We start from the raw sequence: 24,751 nt of genomic DNA, 5'->3' as shown, positions 1-24,751 counted from the left end.
CTGCTCTTTCCTTGTGCTTAGGCTGAATTACTGTTTCTCACCCGTTAACGGATGAGGGCAACGTACCCTGACACGAGGTCATACAATGTCTCTGAATCTGAATGTAGCGAAATTTGGCGGTACCAGCGTTGCCGATTTCGATGCCATGAACCGTAGCGCCGATGTGGTATTGCAGGACAGCAATACCCGGCTGGTGGTGCTTTCTGCCTCTGCAGGCATCACAAACCTGCTGGTCTCTCTTGCCGAAGGCCAGGAGACATCGCAGCGTGCAGCGCAACTCGATGACATCCGCCGCATTCAATACGCCATCATCGATCGTCTGCAAAATCCGGACGTCATTCGCGACGAAATCAACCGCATCATTGATAACATCGGCATGCTGTCCGATGCGGCCGCGCTGGCCACGTCTAACGCCTTAACCGACGAACTGGTCAGCCACGGCGAACTGATGTCGACCTTGCTGTTCGTTGAGATCCTGCGTGAACGCAAGGTTAATGCAGAATGGTTCGATGTACGCAAAGTCATGCGCACCAATGACCGTTTTGGCCGTGCTGAGCCCGATGTGGCCGTACTGGCTGAACAGGTTAGCGCGCAACTGCAACCGCGTATTGCTGCGTCACTGGTGGTGACCCAGGGCTTTATCGGCAGCGAAGAAAAAGGGCGCACGACCACGTTAGGTCGCGGCGGCAGTGACTACACGGCTGCCTTGCTGGGTGAAGCGTTAAAAGCCTCGCGCGTGGATATCTGGACGGACGTGCCGGGGATCTACACCACCGATCCGCGCGTGGTGCCTGCGGCAAAACGTATTGATGAGATCACCTTTGAAGAAGCGGCTGAAATGGCCACCTTTGGGGCCAAAGTGCTGCACCCTGCAACGCTGCTGCCTGCGGTGCGTAGCGACATTCCGGTGTTTGTTGGTTCCAGTAAAGATCCTGCCGCGGGCGGTACGCGCGTGTGCAATGAGACGGCGAATCCACCGCTGTTCCGTGCGCTGGCGCTGCGCCGCAAGCAAACCCTGGTCACGCTGCACAGCCTGAATATGCTACACACGCCGGGCTTCCTGTCTGAAGTGTTCAATATTCTGGTGCGTCACAACGTGTCAGTGGATCTGATCACCACGTCGGAAGTCAGCGTGGCGTTAACGCTGGATACCACGGGATCAACCTCAACGGGCGACAATCTGCTGAGCCAGGCGCTGCTGACGGAGCTGTCGTCACTCTGTCGGGTGGAAGTGGAAGAAAACCTGGCGCTGGTGGCCATTATCGGCAACGAATTGTCGAAAGCCTGCGGCGTAGGGAAAGAGGTCTTCGGCGTGCTCGAACCTTTTAACCTGCGGATGATCTGCTACGGTGCCAGCAGCTACAATCTCTGTTTCCTTGTGCCGGGCAATGATGCTGAAAGCGTAGTGCGTACACTGCATCACAATTTGTTTGAATAAGCGCTCAGCCGCCACTGGGTTAAAGCCGGGCTCTGTCCGGCTTTTTCACGACAGGCCGCCAGGCGGCACAGCGTGCTTTCACAGTAGTCCCTCACTCGCTCATAAGGATATCTGTTTATGCTTGCCACCTTAACTCGTCTGTTTCCTTTGTGGGCAATTCTGTTGTCTGTTGCTGCCTACTATTCACCCACAACCTTTCTTGGCATCGGTCCATGGGTCGCTTATCTGCTGATGCTGATTATGTTTGGCATGGGCGTAACGCTGAACATTGATGATTTTAAACGCGTGCTGACGCGCCCGGCGCCGGTTATTGCCGGCACCTTCTTACACTATCTGGTCATGCCGCTGGCCGCCTGGGCGCTGGCTAAGCTGTTTCATATGCCGCCGGATCTCGCTGCGGGGATGATTCTGGTGGGCAGCGTTGCCAGTGGGACCGCTTCTAACGTCATGATCTATCTGGCTAAAGGCGATGTGGCCCTGTCGGTGACGATCTCGTCGGTGTCAGCATTGGTGGGCGTGTTTGCCACGCCGCTGCTGACGCGCTTTTACGTGGATACGCACATTCAGGTTGATGTCGCTGGGATGCTACTGAGCATCGTGAAGATCGTCGTGATCCCTATCGGGTTAGGCCTGATCATCCATCACACCATGAACAGCGTGGTGCGCCGGATCGAGCCCTATCTACCAGCCTTTTCCATGCTCTGTATTCTGCTGATCATCAGCGCCGTCGTGGCAGGTAGCCAGGGCTTTATTGCCTCAGTCGGTGTCATGGTGATTGCAGCGGTCATCCTGCACAATGCCATTGGTCTGCTGGGAGGCTACTGGGGCGGTAAACTGTTTGGCTTTGATGAGTCCACCTGCCGCACGCTGGCGCTTGAGGTCGGTATGCAAAACTCAGGACTGGCCGCCACGCTGGGCAAACTTTACTTTTCTCCTCTGGCAGCGCTGCCGGGCGCCCTGTTCTCTGTCTGGCATAACCTGTCCGGTTCACTGCTGGCGGGTTACTGGTCGGGTAAACCTGTTGAGAAAAAGAAGTAGTTTTTTGCCTGTACAACCGACATCACGGGGGCCGTATGGCCCCTGTAAATTAATCCCCGTCCCTTTCGTCATCCGGCTGTTCCAGCACCGTGTAGGCCACTGCGCAGAACAGGGAGTTCAGCCGCTTCATATCACCCAGCAGGCCCAGATGGAGTGAGCTGGTTTCAATGCTCTGCACATTCTGCTGGTGCAGGCGATTGACGTGTGAATGGGAATAACGGCGTATTTTCAGGCGGAAACGGTGTTTGGCTCGGCGCAACCGCTTCGCGCTGGTGACGTCGTGCGAGAGGAAAACCGACAGGCTCAGCCGCAGGTTTTCAACCAGCTGTTCGTAGAGTGACTCAAGCTCTTTCATGCCTTCTGGCGAAAAGGTCCGCCGCGCGGCAAGAGACTTATCGGCGACATCGCCGCTCATGCGTTCAATGATATCGCCTGCCATTTCCAGATTTAGCGACATTTCAATCACTTCTCCCCAACGGCGAGAATCCTGCTCTGATAAATCCTCTTTGGGCATGCGCGCCAGATAGAGTTTGATGGCGGTGTAGAGCACATCGACGTCATCATCCAGCCGCCGCACGCGACGTTCCGCGCGTGCTTCTCCACGAACCACTTGCAGAAACGTGTCCAGCATCTGCTCCAGCACGTCGCCCATGCGCAACGCTTCGCGCGCCGCGTTAACCAACGCCAGTGCCGGTGTATCCAGCGCGCTGCTGTCAAGGTGCCTGGGTTTCAGCGTGGTATCGCTTTCGGCATCGTCAGCAATCAGTCGGCAACACAGACGCGCCATGGCATCGGCGAACGGCACCATCACCACGCAGCGAATCAGGTTGTAGAAAACGTGAAAGAAGATCACCAGCTCTTCGTCGTTCACCGGCAGCTTGTCCAGCCATACCGCAACCGGATCGACAAAGGGCAGAATCAATACGCAGCCAATCAGCTTAAACAGCAGGCTGCCCATCGCGACGCGTTTACCCGCCGCGTTGGAGCCACTGCCGTTGATGACGGCCAGTAAACCACTGCCGAGGTTAGCGCCAATCACCAGGCACAACGCCACCTTAAAGGCGATCACGCCCGTTGCCGTCAGGGTGGCCGTAATCAGCACCGCTGCCAGGCTTGAGTAGCTGATAATCGCAAAGACCGCGCCGATCAAGGCATCCAGCATCACATCACCCGTTAAGCTGGAAAACAGCACCTGTACGCCCGAGGCCTGGGTTATTGGCCTGGCGGCTTCGACAATCAACTGCAGCGCCAGCAGGATAAGCCCCAGACCAATGCTGGTACGTCCAAGCTGTCCTGCGCGGGTTTGTTTGCGGCTGATGAAAAACACTACACCAAAAAAGATAAACAGTGGTGAAAGCCAGGAGAGATCAAACGTCAGGACGCGCGCCATAATGGCTGTCCCGACGTCAGCACCCAATATCACCACCAATGCCGGTGTCAGGCTCACCAGGTTTTGGGCCACAAATGAGGTCACCAGCAGCGTGGTGGCATTGCTGCTTTGTACCAGCATGGTCACGCCAATGCCGGCCAGGAACGCCATGGGTTTCTTTTCTACACTGCGGCTGAGCACCCGGCGCAAATCGGCACCGTATACGCGCATAATTCCGGAGCGGGTAATGTGCGTGCCCCATACCAGAAGCGCAACGGCAGAGAGTAAGTTAAGCAGGGTTAACACGTATAGTGGCTCCTTAACCATCAGGCTTCAGGCGGTTCAGATTGCCAGCCTGATGGAGAACGCAATCTGATCACGTGATTGCCGGACGCTGTGCAATTTTTTTCAGTGTTTTAAACAACCTGTGCAACGTCGACATCTCTAAATGTAGACTACTCTGGCGATCTGCATGGGCAAATCCGGCCTGCGCGCACCGCTTCGTTTACCGGGCGAGCCTTTTCAGGCCGATTAGACGGTTAGCGGTAGCGCATCGCACAGGCAGAGACGTTCAGTGGGCGCGGGGCAGGCCGGAGAGGGCCGCGGGTGATACCCGGTTGCTGACCCTGGCAGGTCAGCACAGGAGCGGGTTTAAGACGTTCATGTTCTTAACCCTTCCGCCGCACGGGGAAGGGTGCCAGCTTCAGTATGCTGAGCCCGCCAGCAGGGCATGATGGACTGGCTTATCATGGGGCACATCAAGCAGTGAACACAGGGTGCCACAAAGCTCGGTTTGTTGAGGCGCCAGGCCGGGCCTTAGCGAGAATCCCTCGCCAAACACAAACAGGGGAACGGTCGTTTCTTCTGGCAGCATGCCACCGTGCGACCGGTCGTCGTTCATCCCGTGGTCGGCCGTGACGACGACCTGATAGCCTTCTGCCAGCCAGCCGGGCATCCACTGCGACAGATAGCCATCCGCCATGCGCGCGCGGTTACGGTACTGCGCAGAGGACAGGCCATGCTGATGTCCGGCATGATCGATATTCATCGGATGAATCAGCAGGAAATCCGGGTTGTAACGTAACCGAAGACTCTCGGCATCTTCAAACAGGTGCGAGTCTGGATAGCTGTCATCGACGTAAAAATGACCAAACTGAACAGGCAGGGTCGGGGCCTCAGTGTGGCGATCGCGTGCCGGGACGAAAGGGGTGCGGTTATACAGCTCGCTTATCCAGTGGTAAGCGGCGGCGGCGGTGGTCAGTCCGGCATCGCGCGCATAGTGAAACACACTGCGTTCGCGGCTCATACGGTTAACGTCGTTATGAATGATGCCACTCTGCACCGGCGCAACGCCGGTCAGAATACATTCATACAGCGGACGTGACAGCGAGGGTAGCTCGCAGGTCAGGCTGTAATAATGCCCTCTGTCCTGGGCGCATTCCGCATGCAGGTAACCCATAGCATGTTGAGCAACGTAGTGACTCAGGCCGTCCAAAATCACCAAAATCGTTTTCATGTTTTCTCCTTGCTGCGCCGCTGAATTTGCGCGTCTGAGCCCTCAGGGATCACTGTGAGGTTATCTGACGCGGTGACAGGCTTTGATTTCACGTCTCATTACCGCCTGCGCAGGATCTATTTTGATAGTGTGCGCACACTAACTTATTGCGAGCCGTCTGCTTTCTGGTGACGTCTCGCGTACTGCATCGCGTTTTTTGCGGCCACCTGACTCTGCTCACTGCCAGAGGACAGAAGCCACGCGCCAGCTCAGGGCAGTAAACGCCTTCATCCAGAGGCGCGGGTGAAAGCATTGTCTGACGCCGTCGTTCGCAAAAGCCGAGCCAATGTAGTCTGCGGATATGAAAAATGGATGACAGGCTTAACAACCCGCGGCACGGCGAAAATCAGCCGCCGTAACGGGCCGATGTGAGCCGCAGCAACACAGCAATAAAAAACCGGCCTGTACAGCTGTGTCATTCCGCCTTTGGGAGACGGAATTCACCCTGCCTGACAGGGAACACGGCACGTCTCAACGTTGTGTCGGAGAGGGCAGCGGATGCGGTAAGCCTGACGGCTATATTGTGATTTAGGTCACACTAAAGCATGATAACGCTAACCGAACTCCATTCGATTCTCGAGGCGTGACATGAGTGATAAAAATCCTGCAGCACAGAAGATTGCGCGCCTGATGCAGTGGGTGCTGAACGCGGGGCTGTTGATCCTGGCCTTCATTTTGATGGTATTTTTGGGCAAGGAGACGGTACATCTGGCCAATGTGCTGTTTAGCACCGGTGAGCAGGCGTCCTCCTACCTGCTAATTGAGGGCATTGTGATTTATTTTCTCTACTTTGAGTTCATTGCACTCATCGTGAAGTACTTTCAGTCGGGCTACCATTTTCCCTTGCGCTATTTTGTCTATATCGGGATTACGGCCATCATCAGGCTGATCATCGTCGACCATAAAAATCCCTTTGATACGCTGTGCTACTCTGCGGCCATCCTGCTGCTAGTGATCACGCTGTGGCTGGCAAACAGTAACCGGCTTAAACGCGAGTAATCACGTTCTCAGCATTCAGGACGGGTGTTCCTCGTATCGCTCTGCGCTAAACTACCGCTCTGAAAATTTTTAGGGGAAAGTGCCATGACGCAAGACCCGCTCCGTTCGTTACGTTCACTTAACTGGCTGGCGCTGGACGATGCCGCATTGACGCAACCGCTTCGTGACTGGCTAATGGAAGAGGATTCCATGACGCGACGCTTTGAACAGCATTGCCAGAAGGTCAGGGTGGAACCTGTACGTGAGGACTTTATCTCCGCCGATGAACTCGGCGATGAAGGGGCATTACTCCCTGCCGATCAGCGTTTCTGGCTGCGAGAAGTCATTCTCTACGGGGATGAGGAACCTTGGCTGGCAGGGCGCACGCTGGTGCCAGAAAGTACCCTCAACGGCCCGGAAGCGATGTTACAGCAACTCGGTACGCGCCCGCTGGGGCGTTATCTGTTCTCGTCATCAACGCTGACCCGCGATTTCATTGAGCCTGGCCGCGTTGATGCGCTCTGGGGACGCCGCTCGCGCCTGCGACTGTCAGGGAAACCGCTGCTGTTAACGGAACTGTTTTTACCGGCTTCGCCGCTCTATCGTGATCAAGGTTAAGGGTTTGACCTGTGCAGAACACACAAAACATGACGAAATGGCAGGCTTATAGCCGCCTGATGCGCATTGATAAGCCGATTGGCGCTCTGCTGCTGCTTTGGCCAACATTGTGGGCGCTGTGGTTGGCAAAGATGGCTGTTCCGCCCCTACACATACTGGCGGTGTTTGTCGCCGGGGTATTTGTTATGCGCGCCGCAGGCTGTGTCATCAATGATTATGCCGATCGCAAGGTCGATGGTCATGTCGAGCGCACGAAGCACCGGCCGCTGGCAAGCGGTGCCGTCACTGCGAAAGAGGCCAAATACTTATTTGTGGTGTTAGGACTGATTGCCTTTGCCCTGGTGCTGAGCATGAACCTGATGACCATCATGCTCTCGGTCGTGGGCCTGGCACTGGCCTGGGTCTATCCGTTTATGAAGCGCTATACGCATTTGCCGCAGGTGGTGCTGGGCGCGGCATTTGGCTGGGCGATTCCCATGGCATGGTCAGCAGTTAGTGAGTCCTTACCTCTTGTCTGCTGGCTGGTATTTCTGGCTAACATTTGCTGGACGGTGGCCTATGACACGCAATATGCCATGGTCGATCGCGATGATGACCTGAAGATTGGCGTTAAATCAACGGCGATACTGTTTGGCCGCTACGACAAATTCATTATTGGTTTGCTGCAGTTGGCGACGCTGGTACTCATGGCGTGGGTAGGGATGATTCTGGATCTGAACGGGGCGTTTTACTGGACACTATTGCTGGCTGGCGGGCTGTTTGTTTATCAGCAAAAGCTGATCGCAGAGCGCGATCGCCAGGCCTGTTTCCGCGCTTTTCTGAACAACAACTACGTAGGACTGGTTCTGTTTCTGGGCGTGCTGATGAATACGCCGCCGTTTTCACAGCTTCTTTAAACGCCATTGACAGGACATCACAGCCAGCTTGTGGATTGGAAAGTGGGTCAAAGCGGGTAGTTGCGCCATGCCAGCACGCGGATAAAAAAGGCGACCTCAATGGTCGCCTTTTTCGTTGTCGCTGACTCGTTAATCGTGCGCGACAGCGCTCTCAATGGTCATGCGTACATCGCTGGTAACCAGCTCAGCCAGGATATGCCAGGTCGCCAGCGTCTGCGCCACGTCTGCATCGCCACTGTCGCTGATATAGCCTTCATCACGCAGTGTGAGCACCAGTGAGGAAAACACCGCTTTATCAAAGAACTCCGGCGCGTTAATGCCGTGCAACACGCTCAGACGCTGCGCCAGGGTACGGCTCTCTTTTTCCAGCGTGCCACGGTTGATGGTGGGCTTGGCACTCAGGATGGAGAAAGTAATGGCGTAGCGCTGCAGCGTCTCACGTACACCTGCGGCCAGCAGCTGAAGCGTACGGTAACGCGCGGTATTGAACGACAGCAGGCCCGCTTCAATGGTAATCAGCCCCTGACGCGTCAGTTCCTGGCACAAATCAGTGAGCAACTGCGGCAGTTGGTCATTGCTCCAGCGCAGGAACAGTTCGCTCTTCAGCATGGGGTAAATCAGACTGACCTGACGCAGCAGTTCGGCTTCGCTCAGATTACGGTGCTGCTGCACAATCGCCGCAATCAGCGCTGGCATCACGAGCATATGATGAATGTTATTACGGTAGTAGGTCATCAGCACGGCCTGCTCGCGCGGCAGAATAATGATGTCACCAATACTGTCTTTCTCACTCTCGAACTTGTTCATGCTAAGGGCATGGTCCAGCAAGGCTTCGGCGGACATGTCTGGCAATGTTGCATCCGGTGAGTAGGGCACATTGCGCAGCAACTGGGTGTAGCACTCCAGTTGCTCAATCAGCTGCTCGCGAGTTAGTGAGCGCTGACGTGAAGCAAGCAGGGCGGTCACGCACAGGTTCATGGCATTCGCCGCGCCGGCTTCATTGATTCGCACCATGATGGTGGCCGCGATATCATTCGCCGTTGGGGTTAACCAACCCGGGCGTTGGGCTTCAATGGGATCGATAGAATCCCGCCATTCAGGAACGCGCTTGTTCAGATAATTTATCAGCGGCAGCGGCTCACCAAAATTCACGTATCCCTGGCCGAGGTTACGCAGCTTGCGCAAGCCGCGCACCATCTGCATAAAGCCTTCTTTCTCTTTAACGGCACCGCGCAGTTCTTTCGCGTAGGTTCCCACTTCCATGACGTGTTCATAGCCGATGTAAATAGGCACTAACGTGATAGGGCGCGTACCGCCGCGCAACATGGCCTGCAGCGTCATGGATAACGTCCCGGTTTTAGGATCCAGCAGTCGGCCAGTACGTGAACGGCCGCCTTCAACGAAGTACTCGACGGAATAGCCGCGGGTAAAAAGCTCGCCCAGATATTCGCGGAAAACGGTGGAGTAGAGCTTGTTGCCCTTAAAGGTACGGCGAATAAAGAAGGCACCCAGACGGCGGAAAATCGGCCCGGCAGGCCAGAAATTCAGGTTAATACCGGCGGCGATGTGCGGCGGTACCAGCCCCTGGTGATACAGCACGTAAGACAGCAGCAGGTAATCCATGTGGCTGCGGTGGCAGGGCACATAAACGATCTCGTGTCCGTCCTGCGCCAACTGACGCACGCGCTCACCGCCGTTCACATTGATACCCTGATAGAGGCGGCTCCAGAGCCAGCCCATTACCCGGTCCGTCACGCGAATGGCTTCATAGGAGAAGTTGGCGGCAATCTCTTCCATCATCTCGATGGCGTTCTGCTGCGCTTTCTCATGGGAAATCTTTTTACTGCGTGCTTCGTCTTCTACCGCTTTTTCAATCGCCTTCGATTGCAGCAGGCGGTTGAACAAATCCTGGCGCGCGGGAAGGCGCGGGCCAACAGCCGCCAGACGCTGACGGGCAAAGTGGATACGGGCAACCCGGGCCAGTTTCTGGGCGATGGATTTATCCGTGCCGTGCTCAGTCGCCATACGACGCAGAGAGACGGTCGGTGAGAAGCGCACAAAACTGTCACGTCCATGCCAGAGCACGGCAAAGAATTTTTGTACGCCGTTAAGCAAGCGCAAATGCGGTGGATTGTCTTCACCCTGCACTTCCCGGCCAGGTGCACGACCAAACATAACTGAAACCGGTAACATCTGAATATCAAGCTCAGGATTACTGCGGTGCAGATCAAGATATTCGTGGAAGATTTTTACCGACTCGACGCTGGGCACGAAATAGGGGAACACGCGCGGACCGTCGTGAATAAAGACATGGCGCGGCAACAGGGCCCCGTCAATCTCCAGTGGTGAGAGCGGATCGGGCAGATCGTGCCGGATGCACTGCGCACGCAAAGTGAGGAGATCGGCCTTTGAATCATAAGGCAGGACATACATAATAGGCCGGGTAGGATCCAGCCCATGTTCGGATACGGGATCGGCCGGAATGGCCTTACTCTTTACCAGAAACGAAAGGGGTAAATTCAGTAATTTATAAAAAAGTATACGCCAACCTGACATAGACAATATGAAGCCTCTTGTTAGCAAAGCGGCGCAAGCTTATCAGAAAGCGCAGCAAAAATCTGTGACAGCGACAATTGTGCGCTGCCCAATATTGACGTCAATCCTTTGAAAAGAGTTCCTTTATTATGACAAATAATGCCACCGGCCTTAACCGTATTGTGAAAGCGGCCGGCTATTCATGGCAAGGTCTGCGTGCTGCCTGGCAGCACGAAGCCGCTTTTCGTCAGGAAGCGGTTGCCGCAGTGGTGGCGATTATCCTGGCCTGCTGGCTGGATGTCGATACTGTTTCGCGCATCCTGATGATTGGTTCTGTCGTGCTGGTGATTATTGTCGAAGTCCTGAACAGCGCGATAGAAGCCGTGGTAGACCGCACAGGCCAGGAGCGTCATCCGCTTGCCGGGCGGGCAAAAGACATGGGATCCGCTGCCGTTTTTATCGCAATATTACTGGCCCTTTTTGTCTGGGGAACGCTGCTTTGGTCGCATTTGCGATAAGCGTTCCATCTCGGCTCAAATAACTGATTTTGACCTGAGTTTTGGTTTCCATTTCACCAATACCTGTATATACTCACAGCGACTGTATAAACAACCAGGGGGCGGGATGAAAGCATTAACCAGCAGGCAGCAACAGGTCTACGACTTGATTCGCGACCACATTAATCAAACAGGCATGCCGCCAACGCGTGCAGAAATTGCTGCACAACTCGGTTTTCGTTCGCCCAATGCGGCCGAAGAACACCTGAAAGCACTGGCGCGTAAAGGCGTGATTGAAATTGTCTCTGGTGCGTCCCGCGGTATCCGTTTGTTAATGGAAGAAGAGCCATCAGAGGGCCTGCCGCTGATCGGTCGTGTTGCCGCCGGTGAGCCATTACTGGCCCAGGAACACATTGAAACGCATTACAAAGTGGATCCCGACATGTTCAAGCCTTCAGCGGATTTCCTGCTGCGCGTAAGCGGTATGTCAATGAAAGACATCGGCATCATGGATGGCGATCTGCTGGCCGTACACAAAACGCAGGACGTGCGCAATGGTCAGGTTGTGGTGGCGCGCATCGATGACGAAGTCACGGTAAAACGCTGGAAAAAGCAGGGTTCTGTGGTGCATCTCTTACCTGAAAACAATGATTTCGAGCCTATCGTTGTTGACACCCGTGCCCAGTCACTGACCGTTGAAGGTCTGGCCGTGGGCATTGTGCGTAACGGTGAGTGGCTGTAAAACCGGTTAAGATTGTCGGCTTTCGTCAATCTTACTATTCCCCTGCTTGTCCTTACTTTTCCGCTGTGGGTTGACCTGAAACCCCGGCGGTTCATCGCACGGATTCACGAATGCGCTTTCTGACGGCTACCGATAAAAAACTGTGGCGGTTAGCGCTGCCCATGATCCTGTCAAATATTACGGTTCCTTTGCTCGGCCTGGTCGATACGGCCGTTATTGGCCATCTCGACAGTCCGATCTATCTGGGCGGCGTCGCCGTCGGCACGACCGTCACCAGCTTTGTCTTCATGTTGCTGCTTTTTCTACGCATGAGCACTACGGGCTTAACGGCACAGGCATTCGGTGCGGGCGATAAGACCGCGCTGGCGCGTGCGCTGACACAGCCACTGATCATCGCCCTGGTGGTCGGCATCCTGTTTATCTTCCTCCGCTATCCCGTCACCGCATTGGCGACCCGCTTTGTCGGTGGGGATCCGTCGGTGCTGGAACAGGCTGCTCTGTTTATTCATATTCGCTGGCTCAGCGCGCCCGCAACGCTGGCTAACCTGGTAATCCTGGGCTGGCTGCTGGGCGTTCAGTATGCCCGGGCACCCGTCATCCTGCTGGTGGTGGGGAATGTCATCAATATCCTGTTAGATCTTTGGTTGGTTCTGGGCCTGCACTGGGGCGTGGCCGGTGCTGCCACCGCCACCGCGCTGGCAGAATACGCGACGTTGCTGGTCGGTATGGCAATGGTGTGGCGCGTATTAAGGCTCCGTGGTATCAGGTTTGATATGCTCGCCCGCAGCTGGCGTGGCGATATTCACCGCCTTCTTCGCCTTAACCGCGATATCTTACTGCGCTCATTGCTCTTGCAGCTCTGCTTTGCCTCGCTGACCGTACTGGGTGCCCGTATTGGCCCGGATGTGGTAGCGGTAAATGCTATCCTTCTGATGTTTATCACTTTTACCGCTTATGCCCTGGACGGCTTTGCCTATGCCGTCGAGGCCTTTGCTGGCGAAGCACACGGGGCAAAAGACGGTAGCCGACTGCAGCAGGTATGGTTGTCTGCCTGTCGCCAGGCCCTGTTAGTGGCGCTGTTTTTCTCGCTGGCCTATGCTTTTTTTGGCTATCAGATCGTGACTTTGCTGACTTCTATTCGTGCACTGCAAGAGGCGGCCGATAGTTTTCTGATTTGGCAGATGGTGTTACCGCTGATCGGCGTCTGGTGCTATCTGCTGGATGGCATGTTTATTGGCGCAACGCGGGGTAGAGAAATGCGTAACAGCATGGCAGTGGCTGCGCTGGGTTATTTCCTGACGCTCACGACACTGCCTTGGCTGGGCAACCATGGTTTGTGGCTGGCTATCGCCGTTTTCCTGGCCCTGCGTGGCTTATCCTTGTGGCTGGTCTGGCGGAAGCACTGGCGTAATGGCACCTGGTTCAATGCCTGACCGCTCAGCCGGAATTATGACGCAGGATACATAATATTTTCATTTTTTCCGGCAATCCTGAAATTACCTACTACAATTAACTTTGAATGGCGCTGATGACCAGCGCTTTATATCGTGATTTTGCTTAACTGCAAGATAATGCGAAACCGAAGGATAACGTGGAGGTCTGCAATGAATAAAGACGAAGCGAGTGGTAACTGGAAACAGTTCAAAGGAAAAATGAAAGAGAAATGGGGCAAGCTGACCGATGATGACATGCAAGTCATTGAAGGTAAACGCGATCAGCTGGTCGGTAAAATCCAGGAACGTTACGGCTACGCAAAAGAAGAAGCGGAGAAGGAAGTAACGGCCTGGGAAGGTTCTAACAAAGATTACCGCTGGTAATCACGCTTTTCAGGGACGCTCCTACCCGGGTCGGTACGCTCATGCCGGCCACCGCACAAGGATGTGCAAACTAGCTCCGCTTACCGCGCTTTTTCCCTTCAGTGTGATGGTCGTGATCACAATGTTCATGCTGTTCACACGCCTCAACTTCAGCACAGTTCTCACATAAGCCATGCGCTTCGATCACGCTATTTCTGAGGATAAAATGGGCTTCCTCAGCCAAAGAGGCGATGATCTGCTCCGCGCCCTGAGCCTGCTTTTCGGTCACGCCAGCACAGCGATCGCACACCAGCATAACCGACGTGTGTGCAGGCGCTTCGAAGTGATGGCACATTACGTAGCTGTTATTTGATTCCACCCGATGAATAAATCCCTGCTCTAGCAGGAAATCCAGCGCGCGATAAACGGTGGGCGGTTTTGCCTGTGGCTCGCTAACCCGCAGCTGATCAAGCAGATCATAGGCACTGATTGAGCCAGGCTGTCCGGCCATCAACCTCAGCACTTCTGCTCGCTGTGTTGTCAGGCGGACACCGCGCTGTAAACACAGCTTCTCAGCCTGGGTCATAATTTGCTCTGGCGTCATGGTTGACATGAAAGTTCTCCGCTGGACAGGTGATGTTATCTTATCACAATAATTATGTTGACGCTGAACCTCGCCAGGAGTCCCTAAGCCTGCCTTTTTGGCCGCTTTTACCCCCTGTTTTCCCCCGGCAACAACCCGCCTGAGACCAGTGTATTTCAGAATGTTTATAGATATTTTTTACTTTTACTTTACATCTCACTGAGTTAAGCACTAATGTTTAAATGTTCTTAATAAAGTGCTGGCTCAGACCGGATTTGCCTGAAGCTTTTCTGGCGGTAACTGCACATATCGGATCGAAAAATAATCAATCCACGGAATTGCGCCACTATTTACTCTGAATTCACAGCAATAAAGCGTTAGCAATCCTCCACAATGGAGCTAACAAACTATTCAGTCGTTAATGTTTTGACGGCAATATTTCAGGTGATGATAAGCAAATGGCAAAATTAACCGTACCACGTTCCGTTCTGGTTTTTCCTGCAGTGTTCAATGCCCTGGTTTTTTCATCTTCCGCGCTGGCCGCAGGAACCTGGTATGATGCCCGTAACGATGCCATGGGTGGAACAGGCGTGGCGTCGTCGACCTACGGATCAGCCGTTCTGGCCAACCCGGCCTTGATGACCAAAGCGAAACCTGATGACGATGTCAGCATCATTATTCCCAGTGCCGGTGCGCAAATCACCGATAAAGACAAGATGGTCGATAAGATCGATAACATCACTGACACAGTGAATCGCTATCAGGATCTGTTCGAAAATGCATCGGGGTTTGAACTGTTGCGGCGCATTCCTGAGATACAGGCCGCGTCAGGCGACTTAGCGAATACGCTCCGGGACTTACGCGGTAACAAAGCTAATGCCACAGCGGGCGTGGCGATCGCCGTAACCATCCCTAACGAAACCCTGCCTTTTGCTTTTGTGACTAAGGCTTACGGTACAGCACATGTACGCGCAAACGTGAAAGAGGGTGACATTGTCATACTGCAGGGCGTTGCTGATGGCAGCTTTGCAGGTATTCCTGGCGGTCCCTTTGGGCTGGCTAATATCCAAAACTTGCTGGGTTCCAGTGCCAATGGGCTGGCTGCACTGAATACGGATTATGGTATTGCCGTTGCGCATGAATTCACCATCGCCGGTCAGCCGGTTTCAATTGGCATTACACCCAAGCTGCAAAAAACCTGGCTGTATAACTATTCCGCCAGCGTCTATAACTACGACAAAAACGATTTACGCGATGGCCGCTACCGCAGCACGGAAAGTGGCTTCAACATTGATGCCGGCATGGCAACGGTGTTTGCTGAAAACTGGACGCTGGGCGTGACCGGACAAAACCTGGTTTCCCGCGATCTGGAAACGAAAGAAGTCAACGGCTACCGCGATACTTACGAAATCCGCCCATTAGTGACCGCGGGTTTAGCCTGGGATAAAGGTCCCGTTACCCTGACAGGCGATGTTGACCTCACTGAAACCCACCGTTTTAAATCGCAGGAAAACAGCCAGTACGCTGGCGTCGGTGCGGAATATCGTGTACTGGACTGGCTGCAGTTACGTGCTGGTTACCGCGCGGACATGCGTTCGACTGATGAAAACGTAGCCACAGCCGGTTTCGGCCTGTCACCATTCAATAATTCTGTGCACCTGGATCTGGCGGGTTCGGTAGGCCAAAACAATACCTGGGGCGCGATGGCTCAGCTCGGATTTAATTTCTAATCTCCGCCATTCACGGGCGGGCGATACCTTGTCGCCCGCCCTTATGCTATCCTTGCGCAGAATATCATCACTGTTAACCACCGGACCGACTGCGCTTCATGACCGATACTTTTTCATCCCAACGCTTCTCCATTGCCCCCATGCTCGACTGGACTGACCGTCACTGTCGCTATTTCCATCGCCAGCTTACGGCTGACACGCTGCTGTATACCGAGATGGTAACAACGGGCGCGATTATTCACGGCAAAGGCGATTATCTGGCATACAGCGAGCAGGAGCATCCCGTGGCCTTGCAACTGGGCGGCAGCGATCCCGTAGCCCTGGCGCAGTGTGCGGCGCTGGCAGAGCAGCGCGGTTACGATGAGGTGAACCTCAATGTCGGTTGCCCGTCAGACCGGGTACAGAATGGTCGTTTTGGCGCCTGCCTGATGGCGGAAGCTGGCTTAGTGGCTGACGGCATCAAAGCGATGCGCGATGTGGTGGATATCCCGGTAACGGTTAAAACGCGCATCGGCATTGACGATCAGGACAGCTATGCTTTCCTTACCGACTTTATCGGCACGGTTGCCGAACGCGGTGGCTGTGACACCTTTATTATCCATGCCCGCAAAGCCTGGCTTTCCGGACTCAGCCCGAAAGAGAACCGTGAGATCCCACCGCTGGATTACCCACGTGTTTACCAGTTAAAACGCGATTTCCCTCAGTTAACGATTGCGATTAACGGCGGCGTTAAAACGCTTGAAGAAGCGAAAACGCATCTTCAGCACCTGGATGGCGTCATGATGGGCCGCGAAGCCTATCAAAACCCCGGTATCCTCGCACAGGTGGATCGTGAATTATTTGGCCGCGACCGTCCTGCTGTCGATCCGGTTGCGGTGGTGCGCGCGATGTATCCTTATATCGAGGCAGAACTGTCGAAAGGCACCTATCTCGGCCATGTCACGCGCCATATGTTGGGCCTGTTCCAGGGCATTCCTGGTGCACGTCAGTGGCGTCGTCATCTTAGTGAAAATGCGCACAAACCTGGCGCTGACGTCCGCGTGCTAGAGGCGGCGCTGGCGTTGGTCGCCGACAAAATTCCTCAGGAAGCCTAGTTCTGCCAAACCAGCCATCAGGCTGGTTTTTTTAACACCATAATTTGGTGAATTTCATCATCTTTGGGCTGGGGCTATTCTGTTATCTTATTTAAAATCAAAAAGTTAACCTTTGGCACGTTTCTTGTAATAAATAATCTATTGATAACGAGGAGCACCAAAATGGACATACTTTTTGTATTGGGTTTTTTCCTGATGCTGTTATTCACCGGCGTGTCCCTGTTAGGCGTCATTGCTGCCCTGATCGTCGCGACGGTGGTGATGTTTATCGGTGGCGTGTTTGCGCTTATCGTACACGTTCTGCCCTGGCTCATACTGGCGGTGGCAGCGGTGTGGCTTTATCGCCGCTTTTTTACTGATGAAGACACACGTCGACGCAACAGGCTCAAACGCCGCTTCAGCCGACTGGAAAGAGATGGCCGGTACTAAATGTGGGCGAGATCACAGGTTAAGAGATTGCCGGTAAGATAATGGCTGCGGATCATACTTTTTACTTATGTTTTCTGTCAGGATGGCTCGCGTGATTTCATAATCTGTTCATCGCTTCTGCCCCTACATCAGTGCGAATGAAAAATAAAAGAAGGGCTTCCTGCGGGAAGCCCTTTTTATTTCACGGAATTAACAGGCTCGATCCGTGCGTGGCCCGGCTTTCCAGCACCTGATGTGCCTTACTGGCGTCTTTAAGGGCAAATTGTTGCTGTTCTGGCACATCGACCTTAATCGCACCGCTGGCCAGCAAAGAAAACAGCTCAGCGCTGGCTGTCTCCAGTTCCTGGCGATTGGTGATGTAACCAAACAGGGAGGGCCGGGTAACGAACAACGATCCCTTTTTGTTCAGGATACTGAGATCGATATTGGTCACCGGACCCGAAGCATTACCAAAGCTCACCATCAGCCCCTGACGGCGCAGACAGTCGAGCGAGGCCTCCCAGGTCGCTTTACCCACGGAGTCATATACCACGCCAACCTTTTCGCCTGCGGTCAGTTCCATGACGCGCTGGGCAATATCTTCTTGCTGGTAGTTAATGGTGGCCCAGGCGCCGGCGTTTTTTGCCCGCGCCGCTTTTTCTGAAGAGCCGACGGTGCCAATCAGGTGTGCGCCAAGCGCTTTCGCCCATTGGCAGGCAATCAGCCCAACCCCACCGGCCGCCGCATGAAACAGGAACGTTTCATCCGGTTTTACCTTGTAGGTCTGACGAAGCAGATACTGTGTGGTCAGGCCTTTGAGGAAACTGGCGGCTGCCTGCTCAAAGCTAATTGCGTCTGGTAACAGCATCAGACGCTCTTCAGCTACATTGTGGCGTTCACTGTAAGCGCCCAGCGCCGCCTGGCAATATACGACGCGATCGCCGGGCGTAAAGCGCGTAACGGCCGAACCGACGCGGGTGACGACACCGGCCGCCTCGGTGCCCAGCCCCGAGGGAAAATGGCCCGTTGGATACAGGCCGCTGCGCACGTAGGTATCAATATAGTTAATGCCAATCGCGCGATTCTCTACCTGGATTTCATGCTCGGTGGGATCGGCAAGCTCAAAATCGACCCAGTTTAAGACCTCGGGACCGCCGTGTGCGTTGAACTGAATACGCTTTGCCATTCTTACTCCTGTGATTGTTTCATCATGAGGGTGAGGCGCGCCCCTTAACTGAGGTATACTTGCGCGTCCCCACAGAAGATCGGTAATGCATTCACTATGGCAGGAAATAAACCCACCAACAAATCGAACGAAACGCAGGATCGCCAGTTGGAAGGCGTGAAAATGCCCCCGCATTCGCTGGAAGCGGAACAGTCGGTACTGGGTGGGTTAATGCTGGATAACGAGCGCTGGGACAATGTGTCCGAACGCGTCGTAGCTAATGATTTCTTTAATCGCTCGCACCGTCTGATTTTTTCCGAGATGCAGCGCCTGCTGGAAAACAGTAAGCCAATCGATCTGATCACCCTGTCAGAATCGCTCGAAACGCGGGGTGAACTGGAAATGGCAGGCGGTTTCGCCTATCTGGCTGAGCTGGCCAAAAATACGCCCAGTGCTGCGAACATCGGCGCTTATGCCGATATCGTGCGCGAACGCGCCGTGGTGCGCGAAATGATCGCCGTGGCAAACCAGATCGCCGATGCCGGTTACGATCCACAAGGGCGCAGCAGTGAAGATTTGCTGGATTTTGCTGAGTCGAACGTATTTAAGATTGCAGAGGCGCGGGCCAATAAAGATGACGGCCCAAAGAACATCGAGCAGATTCTTGAAGCGACCGTTTCTCGCATTGAGTCGCTGTATCAGACGCCGCATGATGGTGTCACCGGAGTGGATACCGGCTACCAGGACCTGAATAAGAAAACCGCCGGGCTTCAACGGTCAGACCTGATTATTGTGGCTGCCCGTCCGTCTATGGGTAAAACCACCTTTGCCATGAACCTGTGCGAAAATGCCGCGATGCTGCAGGACAAGCCGGTTCTGATCTTCAGTCTGGAAATGCCCAGTGAGCAGATCATGATGCGTATGCTGGCTTCCTTGTCGCGCGTGGATCAAACGCGCATCCGTACCGGCCAGCTCGACGATGAAGACTGGGCGCGGATTTCAGGCACCATGGGCATCCTGCTGGAAAAGAAGAATATGTATATCGATGATTCTTCAGGCCTGACGCCAACCGAAGTGCGTTCGCGCGCGCGTCGTATCTACCGTGAGAACGGTGGACTGAGCCTGATTATGATCGACTACCTGCAGCTGATGCGCGTCCCGGCACTGTCAGATAACCGTACGCTGGAAATCGCGGAGATTTCGCGTTCACTCAAAGCGCTGGCAAAAGAGCTGAATGTGCCGGTGGTGGCCTTATCCCAGTTAAACCGCTCTCTGGAGCAGCGCGCAGATAAACGCCCGGTGAACTCCGATCTGCGTGAATCCGGATCGATCGAGCAGGATGCCGACTTGATCATGTTTATCTATCGCGATGAAGTCTACCACGAAAACAGCGATCTTAAAGGGATTGCCGAGATCATCCTGGGTAAGCAGCGTAACGGCCCCATTGGTACCGTTCGCCTCACTTTTAACGGTCAGTGGTCGCGTTTCGATAACTACGCTGGGCCGCAATACGACGACGAGTAATGCTGCTGTGTGCCGACATGCACGATCTGTGCATGTCGGCCCCCGCCGTGCGAAATAGTGTTGGACAAGCCTGCAGATAATCGGGTTATCTGTAGTAAAGCAACACTTTACGCGATGGAAACAGCATGACTCATGTAGACGATTACGATCTTAAAATCCTCACTCTGTTACAATCCAATGGCCGCCTTACTAATCAGGAACTCAGTGATTTAGTGGGTCTTTCTGCATCGCAATGCTCACGCCGCCGTATCAACCTTGAACAGGCAAACCTTATTCTTGGCTATCATGCGCGTTTGTCGCCCGACGCCGTCGGTCTTGGCATGGTTGGGCTAATCGAAGTGCGCCTGATCAACCATACTGCAGACTATGTTGAGAGCTTTCATCAAATGGTGGAACGGGAAGAGGCCATTGTTGATGCTTATAAAACCACCGGCGATGCCGACTATCTGCTTAAAGTCGCGGTAGCTGACTTAGCCTCTCTCAGTGCGTTAATCAGTCAGCTTTTAGCCGGGCACCAGAGCGTTTCCCATGTCAAAACGTCGGTCGTGCTAGGCAGACTGAAAGAGAATGGCCTGATGATGAGTGCGGAACCGGCTGCGCGCCAAAAAAGCGCATGATGTGCCATTTTGGTGCAGATTAAACGCGGTAAACCGCCTGATTTTGCGCTATCTGTGCATAAAATAAGTCGGTGTTGCACGAAAGTCCCCGCCCGGACGGGCGAGAACGGTGATCTTCTGTCAACCTGTTGCCAGCGCAGCCCGGCTGGCGCAGTTATTGCATCAGTGCGTCATTACCCGTACTGAGACAGCATCATGGATAACATTGTACAACCCGCTCATATTCCCCACTCTCGTCTTGAAGATGCGCTTGCGATTCTGCTCGGCACGTTAATGGTGTCGTTCGGCGTGATTATGCTGAAGCAGGCGGGCGCGCTGACCGGCAGCACGGCAGGCCTCGCGTTTTTAATCAGCTACCTGTCGCCCATGTCTTTTGGCAGCGCCTTTTTTCTCATTAACATCCCGTTTTACTGGCTGGCCGTAAAACGGATGGGCTGGGAATTTACCCTGAAAACGTTCAGTGCCGTCGGACTGGTGTCGCTTTTTACCCACCTGCACCCGCTGTTTATGCATTTTTCCGCGCTGAATCCTTTTTATGCGGCATTGTTCGGTAACGTCATCATGGGGATTGGGTTTATAGTGTTGTTTCGTCACAAAGCCAGCCTGGGTGGAATCAATATTCTGGCGCTGTGGTTACAGGATCGTTTCGATATCCGCGCAGGTAAACTGCAAATGGCGGTAGATACCTGCGTCGTGCTGGCGTCACTTTTTGTCGTCAGCCTGCCAATGTTGCTCGCGTCTGTGGCAGGCGCGGTGGTGCTTAATGTGATTATCGCAATGAACCATCGCCCCGGGCGGTACAGGGTTTAGTGGCCCCTTTTATTTCTAGACCAACCATGGAGATCTGCACCGTGTTCCAAAACGTTGATGCCTATGCTGGCGACCCTATTTTGTCGCTGATGGAAGCCTTTAAACAGGACCCGCGCGAGCATAAAGTGAACCTGAGTATTGGGCTTTATTACAACGAGCAAGGCATCATTCCTCAGCTACAGGCCGTGGCCGATGCTGAGGAACAGTTGCGTGCCGAGCCGCAGCAGGCTTCGCTTTATCTGCCAATGGAAGGATTGAGTACCTACCGCAACGCGATTGCCCCGTTGTTATTTGGTGCCGATCATCCAGTGCTAAAAGCGGGCCATGTAGCATCCATCCAAACATTAGGCGGTTCGGGCGCGCTGAAAGTGGGCGCGGATTTCCTCAAGCGCTATTTTCCGCAGTCAAACGTCTGGGTTAGCGATCCGACCTGGGAGAACCATGTTGCCATTTTTAGCGGTGCCGGTTTTGAGGTGAAGACCTATCCCTGGTACGATCCTGATACTAACGGTGTCCGTTTCGATGCCTTCCTCAACACGCTGAAAACCTTACCAAAGCAGAGCATCGTGCTGTTGCATCCGTGCTGCCACAACCCAACCGGCGCCGACCTGACCAATGCTCAGTGGGACGAAACCGTCGCGGTGTTGAAAGCGCAGGAACTGATCCCGTTTCTCGATATCGCCTATCAGGGCTTCGGTGCCGGAATGGAAGAGGATGCTTACGCGATGCGTGCGGTTGCCGCCGCGGGCCTGCCTGCGCTGGTCAGCAACTCCTTCTCGAAAATTTTCTCGCTCTACGGCGAACGCGTCGGTGGGTTGTCCATCGTGTGCGACAGCGCTGAAGAGTCCAGCCGTGTTCTGGGTCAGTTAAAAGCGACCGTGCGTCGCAACTACTCCAGCCCGCCAAATTTTGGTGCGCAGGTTGTGGCACGTGTCCTGAACGACGCGGCTTTAAAGGCAAACTGGCTGGCAGAAGTGGAAGCGATGCGTCTGCGTATTATCGACATGCGTCAGGCGCTGGTACAGGTGCTGAGCACGGCATTACCGGGCAAGCGCTTCGACTACCTGTTAAAGCAACGCGGCATGTTCAGCTACACCGGCCTGAGCGCGCAGCAGGTGGATCGTCTGCGCGAAGAGTTTGGTGTGTATCTGGTCGGCAGCGGTCGTATGTGCGTGGCTGGCCTCAACAGTAAAAACGTTCACCAGGTTGCAGAAGCGTTCGCCGCGGTCATGTAATTTACGGCCGTCACAGGTTCTGGCCGCCAGCATTGTCTGGCGGCTTTTTTATTTTCAGGCTTCGGGTTTACCTTTGCGCCACATTCTGCACACTTAAATGGTCTGACAGATTCAGGGAAAAAATTATGTGGCATCAACAAACGTTGGTCTTAAGCGCGAAATCTCGTGGTTTTCATCTGATCACGGACGAAATCGTGCAGCAGTTGACGGGATTACGTGATATCAGAACGGGACTGGTGCATTTGCTGTTGCAACATACTTCAGCCTCACTGACGTTGAATGAAAACTGCGATCCTACGGTTCGACGTGATATGGAGCAGCATTTCATGCGCCACGTCCCGGAAGACGCACCTTATCAGCATGACTATGAAGGTCGTGACGATATGCCCGCGCACATTAAATCGTCCAGTCTCGGCGTATCGCTGACATTGCCCGTGCAGCGCGGTCAGCTGGTATTAGGCACCTGGCAGGGGATTTGGTTGGGTGAGCATCGCATTCACGGCGGTGCCCGGCGTATCGTTGCCACCTTACAAGGGGAATGATAATGAATAATTCGGAGTTACTGACCTATTGCATGAACAAACCTGGCGCCGAACAGAGCGTACACAGCGACTGGAAGGCCACGCAGATCAAAAGCAACGGCGTACTGTTTGCCATGGTTCACGAGGTAAAAGGGCGTCCAGCGGTATCGTTAAAGTCGACGCCTGCGCTTGCCGAGTTGATGCGGGAAGAGCACAGCGATGTGTTCCCCAGTGAACATCTGAATAAATCCCACTGGAATACGCTGTTTCTGGATGGCACGTTAAAAGATTCGCAAATCTATTATCTGGTGGACGCCTCTTTTCAGCAGGCTGATGCCGGACGATAACGGCCCTTTCCCGAGGTGGGAAAGGGCAAACGGCAGGGTTATGCCGCTGATTCATCACGCAGCGTATTGATATCAATAACAAAGCGGTATTTTACGTCGCTTTTCAGCATACGTTCGTAGGCGTCGTTAATCTGATTCATCGCAATCAGCTCGATATCTGAGGTAATGCCATGCTCGCCACAGAAATCCAGCATTTCCTGGGTTTCTGCAATGCCGCCAATCAGTGAACCGGCAATACTGCGGCGTTTAAAGATCAGATTGAAAACCTGTGGTGCCGGGTGGTCGTGCTCAGGTGCGCCAACCAGGGTCATATTCCCGTCGCGCTTCAGCAGGGTGATAAACGGGTTGAGGTCGTGCTGGGCGGCGACGGTATTCAGGATAAAATCAAAGCTATTAGCATGCTGAGCCATCTGGTCGGCATCTTTTGAGATCACCACTTCGTCCGCGCCCAGGCGTTTACCGTCTTCGATTTTAGACGGAGAGGTGGTGAACAGCACAACATGCGCGCCCATAGCATGCGCAATTTTCACGCCCATATGACCCAGGCCGCCCAGACCGACGATGCCAACTTTTTTACCGGGGCCTACGTTCCAGTGGCGCAGCGGCGAATAGGTCGTAATGCCGGCACACAGCAGCGGTGCCACGCCTGCCAGTTCAAGATTTGCAGGAATACGCAGTACAAAGTCTTCATCTACCACCATTGAGGTGGAGTAGCCGCCATAGGTAATGGCCCCTGTTAAGCGATCTTCACCGTTGTAGGTGCCGACAAAGCCATTTTCACAATACTGCTCCAGCCCTTCCTGACAGCTCGGACAGCTACGGCAGGAATCCACCAGACAGCCGACGCCGACCAAATCGCCCACTTTGTATTTTTGGGTCTCAGGGCCAACAGCGGTAACGCGACCGACAATCTCGTGTCCCGGTACCACTGGGAAAATTGTGTTTTTCCACTCATTGCGTGCCTGATGCAAGTCAGAGTGACAAACGCCACAGAACAGCACTTCAAGCTGTACGTCATGAGCACGAAGCTCACGCGGTTTGAAATCAAACGGTGCCAGTTTGGATTTTGCATCCTGAGCAGCATACGCATGGGTAATGTTCATGGTGTCTCCAGTTAAGGTGTGTCGTGATTTTTTGATCAACGCCGCAGCGTAAAGCGCGCAGCAAGAAGGTGACGCCAGAGGCGTACCAAAGAGGAACGGATTAAGGATAGTCAGGGGATTGAAAAGCGTATATGCCTATACGTGTCTGAATC

The 24,751-nt window shown here is 54.1% G+C and carries 24 protein-coding genes; 18 read left to right on the top strand and 6 right to left on the bottom strand.

The features are described from left to right. Nucleotides 1–85: 85 nt before the first annotated feature. A complete protein-coding gene (lysC, locus tag NXS97_RS11955; RefSeq protein WP_116219970.1) occupies nucleotides 86–1,438 on the top strand; it encodes a lysine-sensitive aspartokinase 3 in 1,353 nt (450 codons plus the stop codon). A gap of 117 nt (nucleotides 1,439–1,555) precedes the next feature. After that, nucleotides 1,556–2,476, top strand: a complete 921-nt coding sequence (gene panS, locus NXS97_RS11950) for a ketopantoate/pantoate/pantothenate transporter PanS (protein ID WP_013024148.1) — start codon at nucleotides 1,556–1,558, stop codon at nucleotides 2,474–2,476. A gap of 49 nt (nucleotides 2,477–2,525) precedes the next feature. On the opposite strand, the gene NXS97_RS11945 is transcribed toward panS, so the two are convergent. Together NXS97_RS11945 and NXS97_RS11940 are read right to left on the bottom strand one after the other, a co-directional pair. After that, nucleotides 2,526–4,151 (bottom strand): Na/Pi cotransporter family protein, encoded by a 1,626-nt coding sequence (locus NXS97_RS11945; RefSeq protein WP_014606950.1) that lies wholly within the window; start codon nucleotides 4,149–4,151, stop codon nucleotides 2,526–2,528. A 397-nt stretch (nucleotides 4,152–4,548) separates the two neighbouring features. Further along, nucleotides 4,549–5,361 (bottom strand): alkaline phosphatase family protein, encoded by an 813-nt coding sequence (locus tag NXS97_RS11940; RefSeq protein WP_014595057.1) that lies wholly within the window; start codon nucleotides 5,359–5,361, stop codon nucleotides 4,549–4,551. A 627-nt stretch (nucleotides 5,362–5,988) separates the two neighbouring features. On the opposite strand from NXS97_RS11940, the gene psiE reads away from it, so the two are divergent. From psiE to ubiA, 3 genes are all read left to right on the top strand, one after another. Next, complete coding sequence (gene psiE / locus NXS97_RS11935; protein WP_013024151.1) at nucleotides 5,989–6,399, top strand: phosphate-starvation-inducible protein PsiE; 411 nt, start codon at nucleotides 5,989–5,991, stop codon at nucleotides 6,397–6,399. An 84-nt stretch (nucleotides 6,400–6,483) separates the two neighbouring features. After that, nucleotides 6,484–6,996, top strand: a complete 513-nt coding sequence (ubiC, locus tag NXS97_RS11930) for a chorismate lyase (RefSeq protein ID WP_013024152.1) — start codon at nucleotides 6,484–6,486, stop codon at nucleotides 6,994–6,996. 11 nt (nucleotides 6,997–7,007) lie between these two features. Continuing rightward, complete coding sequence (gene ubiA / locus NXS97_RS11925; RefSeq protein ID WP_029569358.1) at nucleotides 7,008–7,892, top strand: 4-hydroxybenzoate octaprenyltransferase; 885 nt, start codon at nucleotides 7,008–7,010, stop codon at nucleotides 7,890–7,892. A gap of 129 nt (nucleotides 7,893–8,021) precedes the next feature. Here ubiA and plsB read toward each other — a convergent pair whose 3' ends face one another. Beyond that, nucleotides 8,022–10,448 carry a glycerol-3-phosphate 1-O-acyltransferase PlsB gene (gene plsB / locus NXS97_RS11920; protein ID WP_014595060.1) on the bottom strand — a complete coding sequence of 809 codons (2,427 nt, stop codon included), beginning with the start codon at nucleotides 10,446–10,448 and terminating at the stop codon, nucleotides 8,022–8,024. A gap of 128 nt (nucleotides 10,449–10,576) precedes the next feature. On the opposite strand from plsB, the gene NXS97_RS11915 reads away from it, so the two are divergent. The 4 genes from NXS97_RS11915 to NXS97_RS11900 all read left to right on the top strand — a co-directional run bounded on the left by NXS97_RS11915 (nucleotide 10,577) and on the right by NXS97_RS11900 (nucleotide 13,483). Beyond that, nucleotides 10,577–10,945, top strand: a complete 369-nt coding sequence (locus NXS97_RS11915; RefSeq protein WP_013024155.1) for a diacylglycerol kinase — start codon at nucleotides 10,577–10,579, stop codon at nucleotides 10,943–10,945. 106 nt (nucleotides 10,946–11,051) lie between these two features. Beyond that, nucleotides 11,052–11,666, top strand: coding sequence for a transcriptional repressor LexA (gene lexA, locus NXS97_RS11910; protein WP_014595061.1), 615 nt, complete (start codon nucleotides 11,052–11,054; stop codon nucleotides 11,664–11,666). 110 nt (nucleotides 11,667–11,776) lie between these two features. After that, on the top strand, nucleotides 11,777–13,099 hold the full coding sequence (gene dinF / locus NXS97_RS11905; protein ID WP_013024157.1) for an MATE family efflux transporter DinF: 1,323 nt from the start codon (nucleotides 11,777–11,779) through the stop codon (nucleotides 13,097–13,099). 171 nt (nucleotides 13,100–13,270) lie between these two features. Then, nucleotides 13,271–13,483 carry a CsbD family protein gene (locus NXS97_RS11900; protein WP_014606944.1) on the top strand — a complete coding sequence of 71 codons (213 nt, stop codon included), beginning with the start codon at nucleotides 13,271–13,273 and terminating at the stop codon, nucleotides 13,481–13,483. A 70-nt stretch (nucleotides 13,484–13,553) separates the two neighbouring features. Here the strand turns inward: NXS97_RS11900 and zur are convergent, their stop codons facing one another. After that, entirely contained in the window at nucleotides 13,554–14,075 is a 522-nt protein-coding gene (gene zur / locus NXS97_RS11895; RefSeq protein WP_013024159.1) for a zinc uptake transcriptional repressor Zur, read from the bottom strand. 428 nt (nucleotides 14,076–14,503) lie between these two features. Here zur and NXS97_RS11890 point away from each other — a divergent pair, with 428 nt between their 5' ends. From NXS97_RS11890 to pspG, 3 genes are all read left to right on the top strand, one after another. Next, entirely contained in the window at nucleotides 14,504–15,775 is a 1,272-nt protein-coding gene (locus NXS97_RS11890; protein WP_013024160.1) for a conjugal transfer protein TraF, read from the top strand. 98 nt (nucleotides 15,776–15,873) lie between these two features. Beyond that, nucleotides 15,874–16,869 carry a tRNA dihydrouridine(20/20a) synthase DusA gene (gene dusA, locus NXS97_RS11885; protein WP_042676481.1) on the top strand — a complete coding sequence of 332 codons (996 nt, stop codon included), beginning with the start codon at nucleotides 15,874–15,876 and terminating at the stop codon, nucleotides 16,867–16,869. 162 nt (nucleotides 16,870–17,031) lie between these two features. Further along, nucleotides 17,032–17,298, top strand: coding sequence for an envelope stress response protein PspG (pspG, locus tag NXS97_RS11880; protein WP_014606942.1), 267 nt, complete (start codon nucleotides 17,032–17,034; stop codon nucleotides 17,296–17,298). A gap of 181 nt (nucleotides 17,299–17,479) precedes the next feature. Here pspG and NXS97_RS11875 read toward each other — a convergent pair whose 3' ends face one another. Beyond that, nucleotides 17,480–18,463, bottom strand: a complete 984-nt coding sequence (locus NXS97_RS11875) for a quinone oxidoreductase (protein WP_015701265.1) — start codon at nucleotides 18,461–18,463, stop codon at nucleotides 17,480–17,482. Nucleotides 18,464–18,559: 96 nt separating this feature from the next. Between NXS97_RS11875 and dnaB the strand changes: the two genes are divergently transcribed. The 6 genes from dnaB (at nucleotide 18,560) to NXS97_RS11845 (ending at nucleotide 23,496) form a co-directional block, all read left to right on the top strand. Continuing rightward, nucleotides 18,560–19,966, top strand: a complete 1,407-nt coding sequence (dnaB, locus tag NXS97_RS11870; RefSeq protein WP_013024164.1) for a replicative DNA helicase — start codon at nucleotides 18,560–18,562, stop codon at nucleotides 19,964–19,966. 125 nt (nucleotides 19,967–20,091) lie between these two features. Then, nucleotides 20,092–20,583 carry an Lrp/AsnC family transcriptional regulator gene (locus tag NXS97_RS11865; RefSeq protein ID WP_013024165.1) on the top strand — a complete coding sequence of 164 codons (492 nt, stop codon included), beginning with the start codon at nucleotides 20,092–20,094 and terminating at the stop codon, nucleotides 20,581–20,583. A 195-nt stretch (nucleotides 20,584–20,778) separates the two neighbouring features. Continuing rightward, nucleotides 20,779–21,393: a YitT family protein gene (locus NXS97_RS11860; protein WP_013024166.1), complete on the top strand. Its 615-nt coding sequence runs from the start codon at nucleotides 20,779–20,781 to the stop codon at nucleotides 21,391–21,393. 41 nt (nucleotides 21,394–21,434) lie between these two features. Further along, nucleotides 21,435–22,628 carry an amino acid aminotransferase gene (locus NXS97_RS11855; protein WP_116220030.1) on the top strand — a complete coding sequence of 398 codons (1,194 nt, stop codon included), beginning with the start codon at nucleotides 21,435–21,437 and terminating at the stop codon, nucleotides 22,626–22,628. 125 nt (nucleotides 22,629–22,753) lie between these two features. Further along, nucleotides 22,754–23,170 carry a secondary thiamine-phosphate synthase enzyme YjbQ gene (locus NXS97_RS11850; RefSeq protein WP_014606939.1) on the top strand — a complete coding sequence of 139 codons (417 nt, stop codon included), beginning with the start codon at nucleotides 22,754–22,756 and terminating at the stop codon, nucleotides 23,168–23,170. Nucleotides 23,171–23,172: 2 nt separating this feature from the next. After that, on the top strand, nucleotides 23,173–23,496 hold the full coding sequence (locus NXS97_RS11845; RefSeq protein ID WP_014606938.1) for an MmcQ/YjbR family DNA-binding protein: 324 nt from the start codon (nucleotides 23,173–23,175) through the stop codon (nucleotides 23,494–23,496). Nucleotides 23,497–23,534: 38 nt separating this feature from the next. Here the strand turns inward: NXS97_RS11845 and NXS97_RS11840 are convergent, their stop codons facing one another. Then, the gene (locus tag NXS97_RS11840; RefSeq protein ID WP_014595065.1) at nucleotides 23,535–24,599 is read right to left on the bottom strand and encodes an NAD(P)-dependent alcohol dehydrogenase; all 1,065 of its coding nucleotides are present in this window, start codon (nucleotides 24,597–24,599) and stop codon (nucleotides 23,535–23,537) included. Nucleotides 24,600–24,751: the final 152 nt, after the last annotated feature.

Origin of the sequence: Pantoea sp. B623 (assembly GCF_024814475.1) — a bacterium.
Classification (GTDB): Bacteria; Pseudomonadota; Gammaproteobacteria; order Enterobacterales; family Enterobacteriaceae; genus Pantoea; species Pantoea ananatis.
The sequence above is the reverse complement of the archived record's forward strand: the minus strand, read 5'-3'. Positions and strand labels throughout refer to the sequence as shown.

What these genes read in the sequence shown, in the direction of transcription:
- lysC (WP_116219970.1), top strand. Translation starts at nt 86, where the DNA reads ATGTCTCTGAATCTGAATGTAGCGAAATTTGGCGGTACCAGCGTTGCC.
- panS (WP_013024148.1), top strand. Translation starts at nt 1,556, where the DNA reads ATGCTTGCCACCTTAACTCGTCTGTTTCCTTTGTGGGCAATTCTGTTG.
- NXS97_RS11940 (WP_014595057.1), bottom strand. Translation starts at nt 5,361, where the DNA reads ATGAAAACGATTTTGGTGATTTTGGACGGCCTGAGTCACTACGTTGCT.
- psiE (WP_013024151.1), top strand. Translation starts at nt 5,989, where the DNA reads ATGAGTGATAAAAATCCTGCAGCACAGAAGATTGCGCGCCTGATGCAG.
- ubiC (WP_013024152.1), top strand. Translation starts at nt 6,484, where the DNA reads ATGACGCAAGACCCGCTCCGTTCGTTACGTTCACTTAACTGGCTGGCG.
- plsB (WP_014595060.1), bottom strand. Translation starts at nt 10,448, where the DNA reads ATGTCAGGTTGGCGTATACTTTTTTATAAATTACTGAATTTACCCCTT.
- NXS97_RS11915 (WP_013024155.1), top strand. Translation starts at nt 10,577, where the DNA reads ATGACAAATAATGCCACCGGCCTTAACCGTATTGTGAAAGCGGCCGGC.
- lexA (WP_014595061.1), top strand. Translation starts at nt 11,052, where the DNA reads ATGAAAGCATTAACCAGCAGGCAGCAACAGGTCTACGACTTGATTCGC.
- dinF (WP_013024157.1), top strand. Translation starts at nt 11,777, where the DNA reads ATGCGCTTTCTGACGGCTACCGATAAAAAACTGTGGCGGTTAGCGCTG.
- NXS97_RS11900 (WP_014606944.1), top strand. Translation starts at nt 13,271, where the DNA reads ATGAATAAAGACGAAGCGAGTGGTAACTGGAAACAGTTCAAAGGAAAA.
- zur (WP_013024159.1), bottom strand. Translation starts at nt 14,075, where the DNA reads ATGTCAACCATGACGCCAGAGCAAATTATGACCCAGGCTGAGAAGCTG.
- NXS97_RS11890 (WP_013024160.1), top strand. Translation starts at nt 14,504, where the DNA reads ATGGCAAAATTAACCGTACCACGTTCCGTTCTGGTTTTTCCTGCAGTG.
- dusA (WP_042676481.1), top strand. Translation starts at nt 15,874, where the DNA reads ATGACCGATACTTTTTCATCCCAACGCTTCTCCATTGCCCCCATGCTC.
- pspG (WP_014606942.1), top strand. Translation starts at nt 17,032, where the DNA reads ATGGACATACTTTTTGTATTGGGTTTTTTCCTGATGCTGTTATTCACC.
- NXS97_RS11875 (WP_015701265.1), bottom strand. Translation starts at nt 18,463, where the DNA reads ATGGCAAAGCGTATTCAGTTCAACGCACACGGCGGTCCCGAGGTCTTA.
- dnaB (WP_013024164.1), top strand. Translation starts at nt 18,560, where the DNA reads ATGGCAGGAAATAAACCCACCAACAAATCGAACGAAACGCAGGATCGC.
- NXS97_RS11865 (WP_013024165.1), top strand. Translation starts at nt 20,092, where the DNA reads ATGACTCATGTAGACGATTACGATCTTAAAATCCTCACTCTGTTACAA.
- NXS97_RS11860 (WP_013024166.1), top strand. Translation starts at nt 20,779, where the DNA reads ATGGATAACATTGTACAACCCGCTCATATTCCCCACTCTCGTCTTGAA.
- NXS97_RS11850 (WP_014606939.1), top strand. Translation starts at nt 22,754, where the DNA reads ATGTGGCATCAACAAACGTTGGTCTTAAGCGCGAAATCTCGTGGTTTT.
- NXS97_RS11845 (WP_014606938.1), top strand. Translation starts at nt 23,173, where the DNA reads ATGAATAATTCGGAGTTACTGACCTATTGCATGAACAAACCTGGCGCC.
- NXS97_RS11840 (WP_014595065.1), bottom strand. Translation starts at nt 24,599, where the DNA reads ATGAACATTACCCATGCGTATGCTGCTCAGGATGCAAAATCCAAACTG.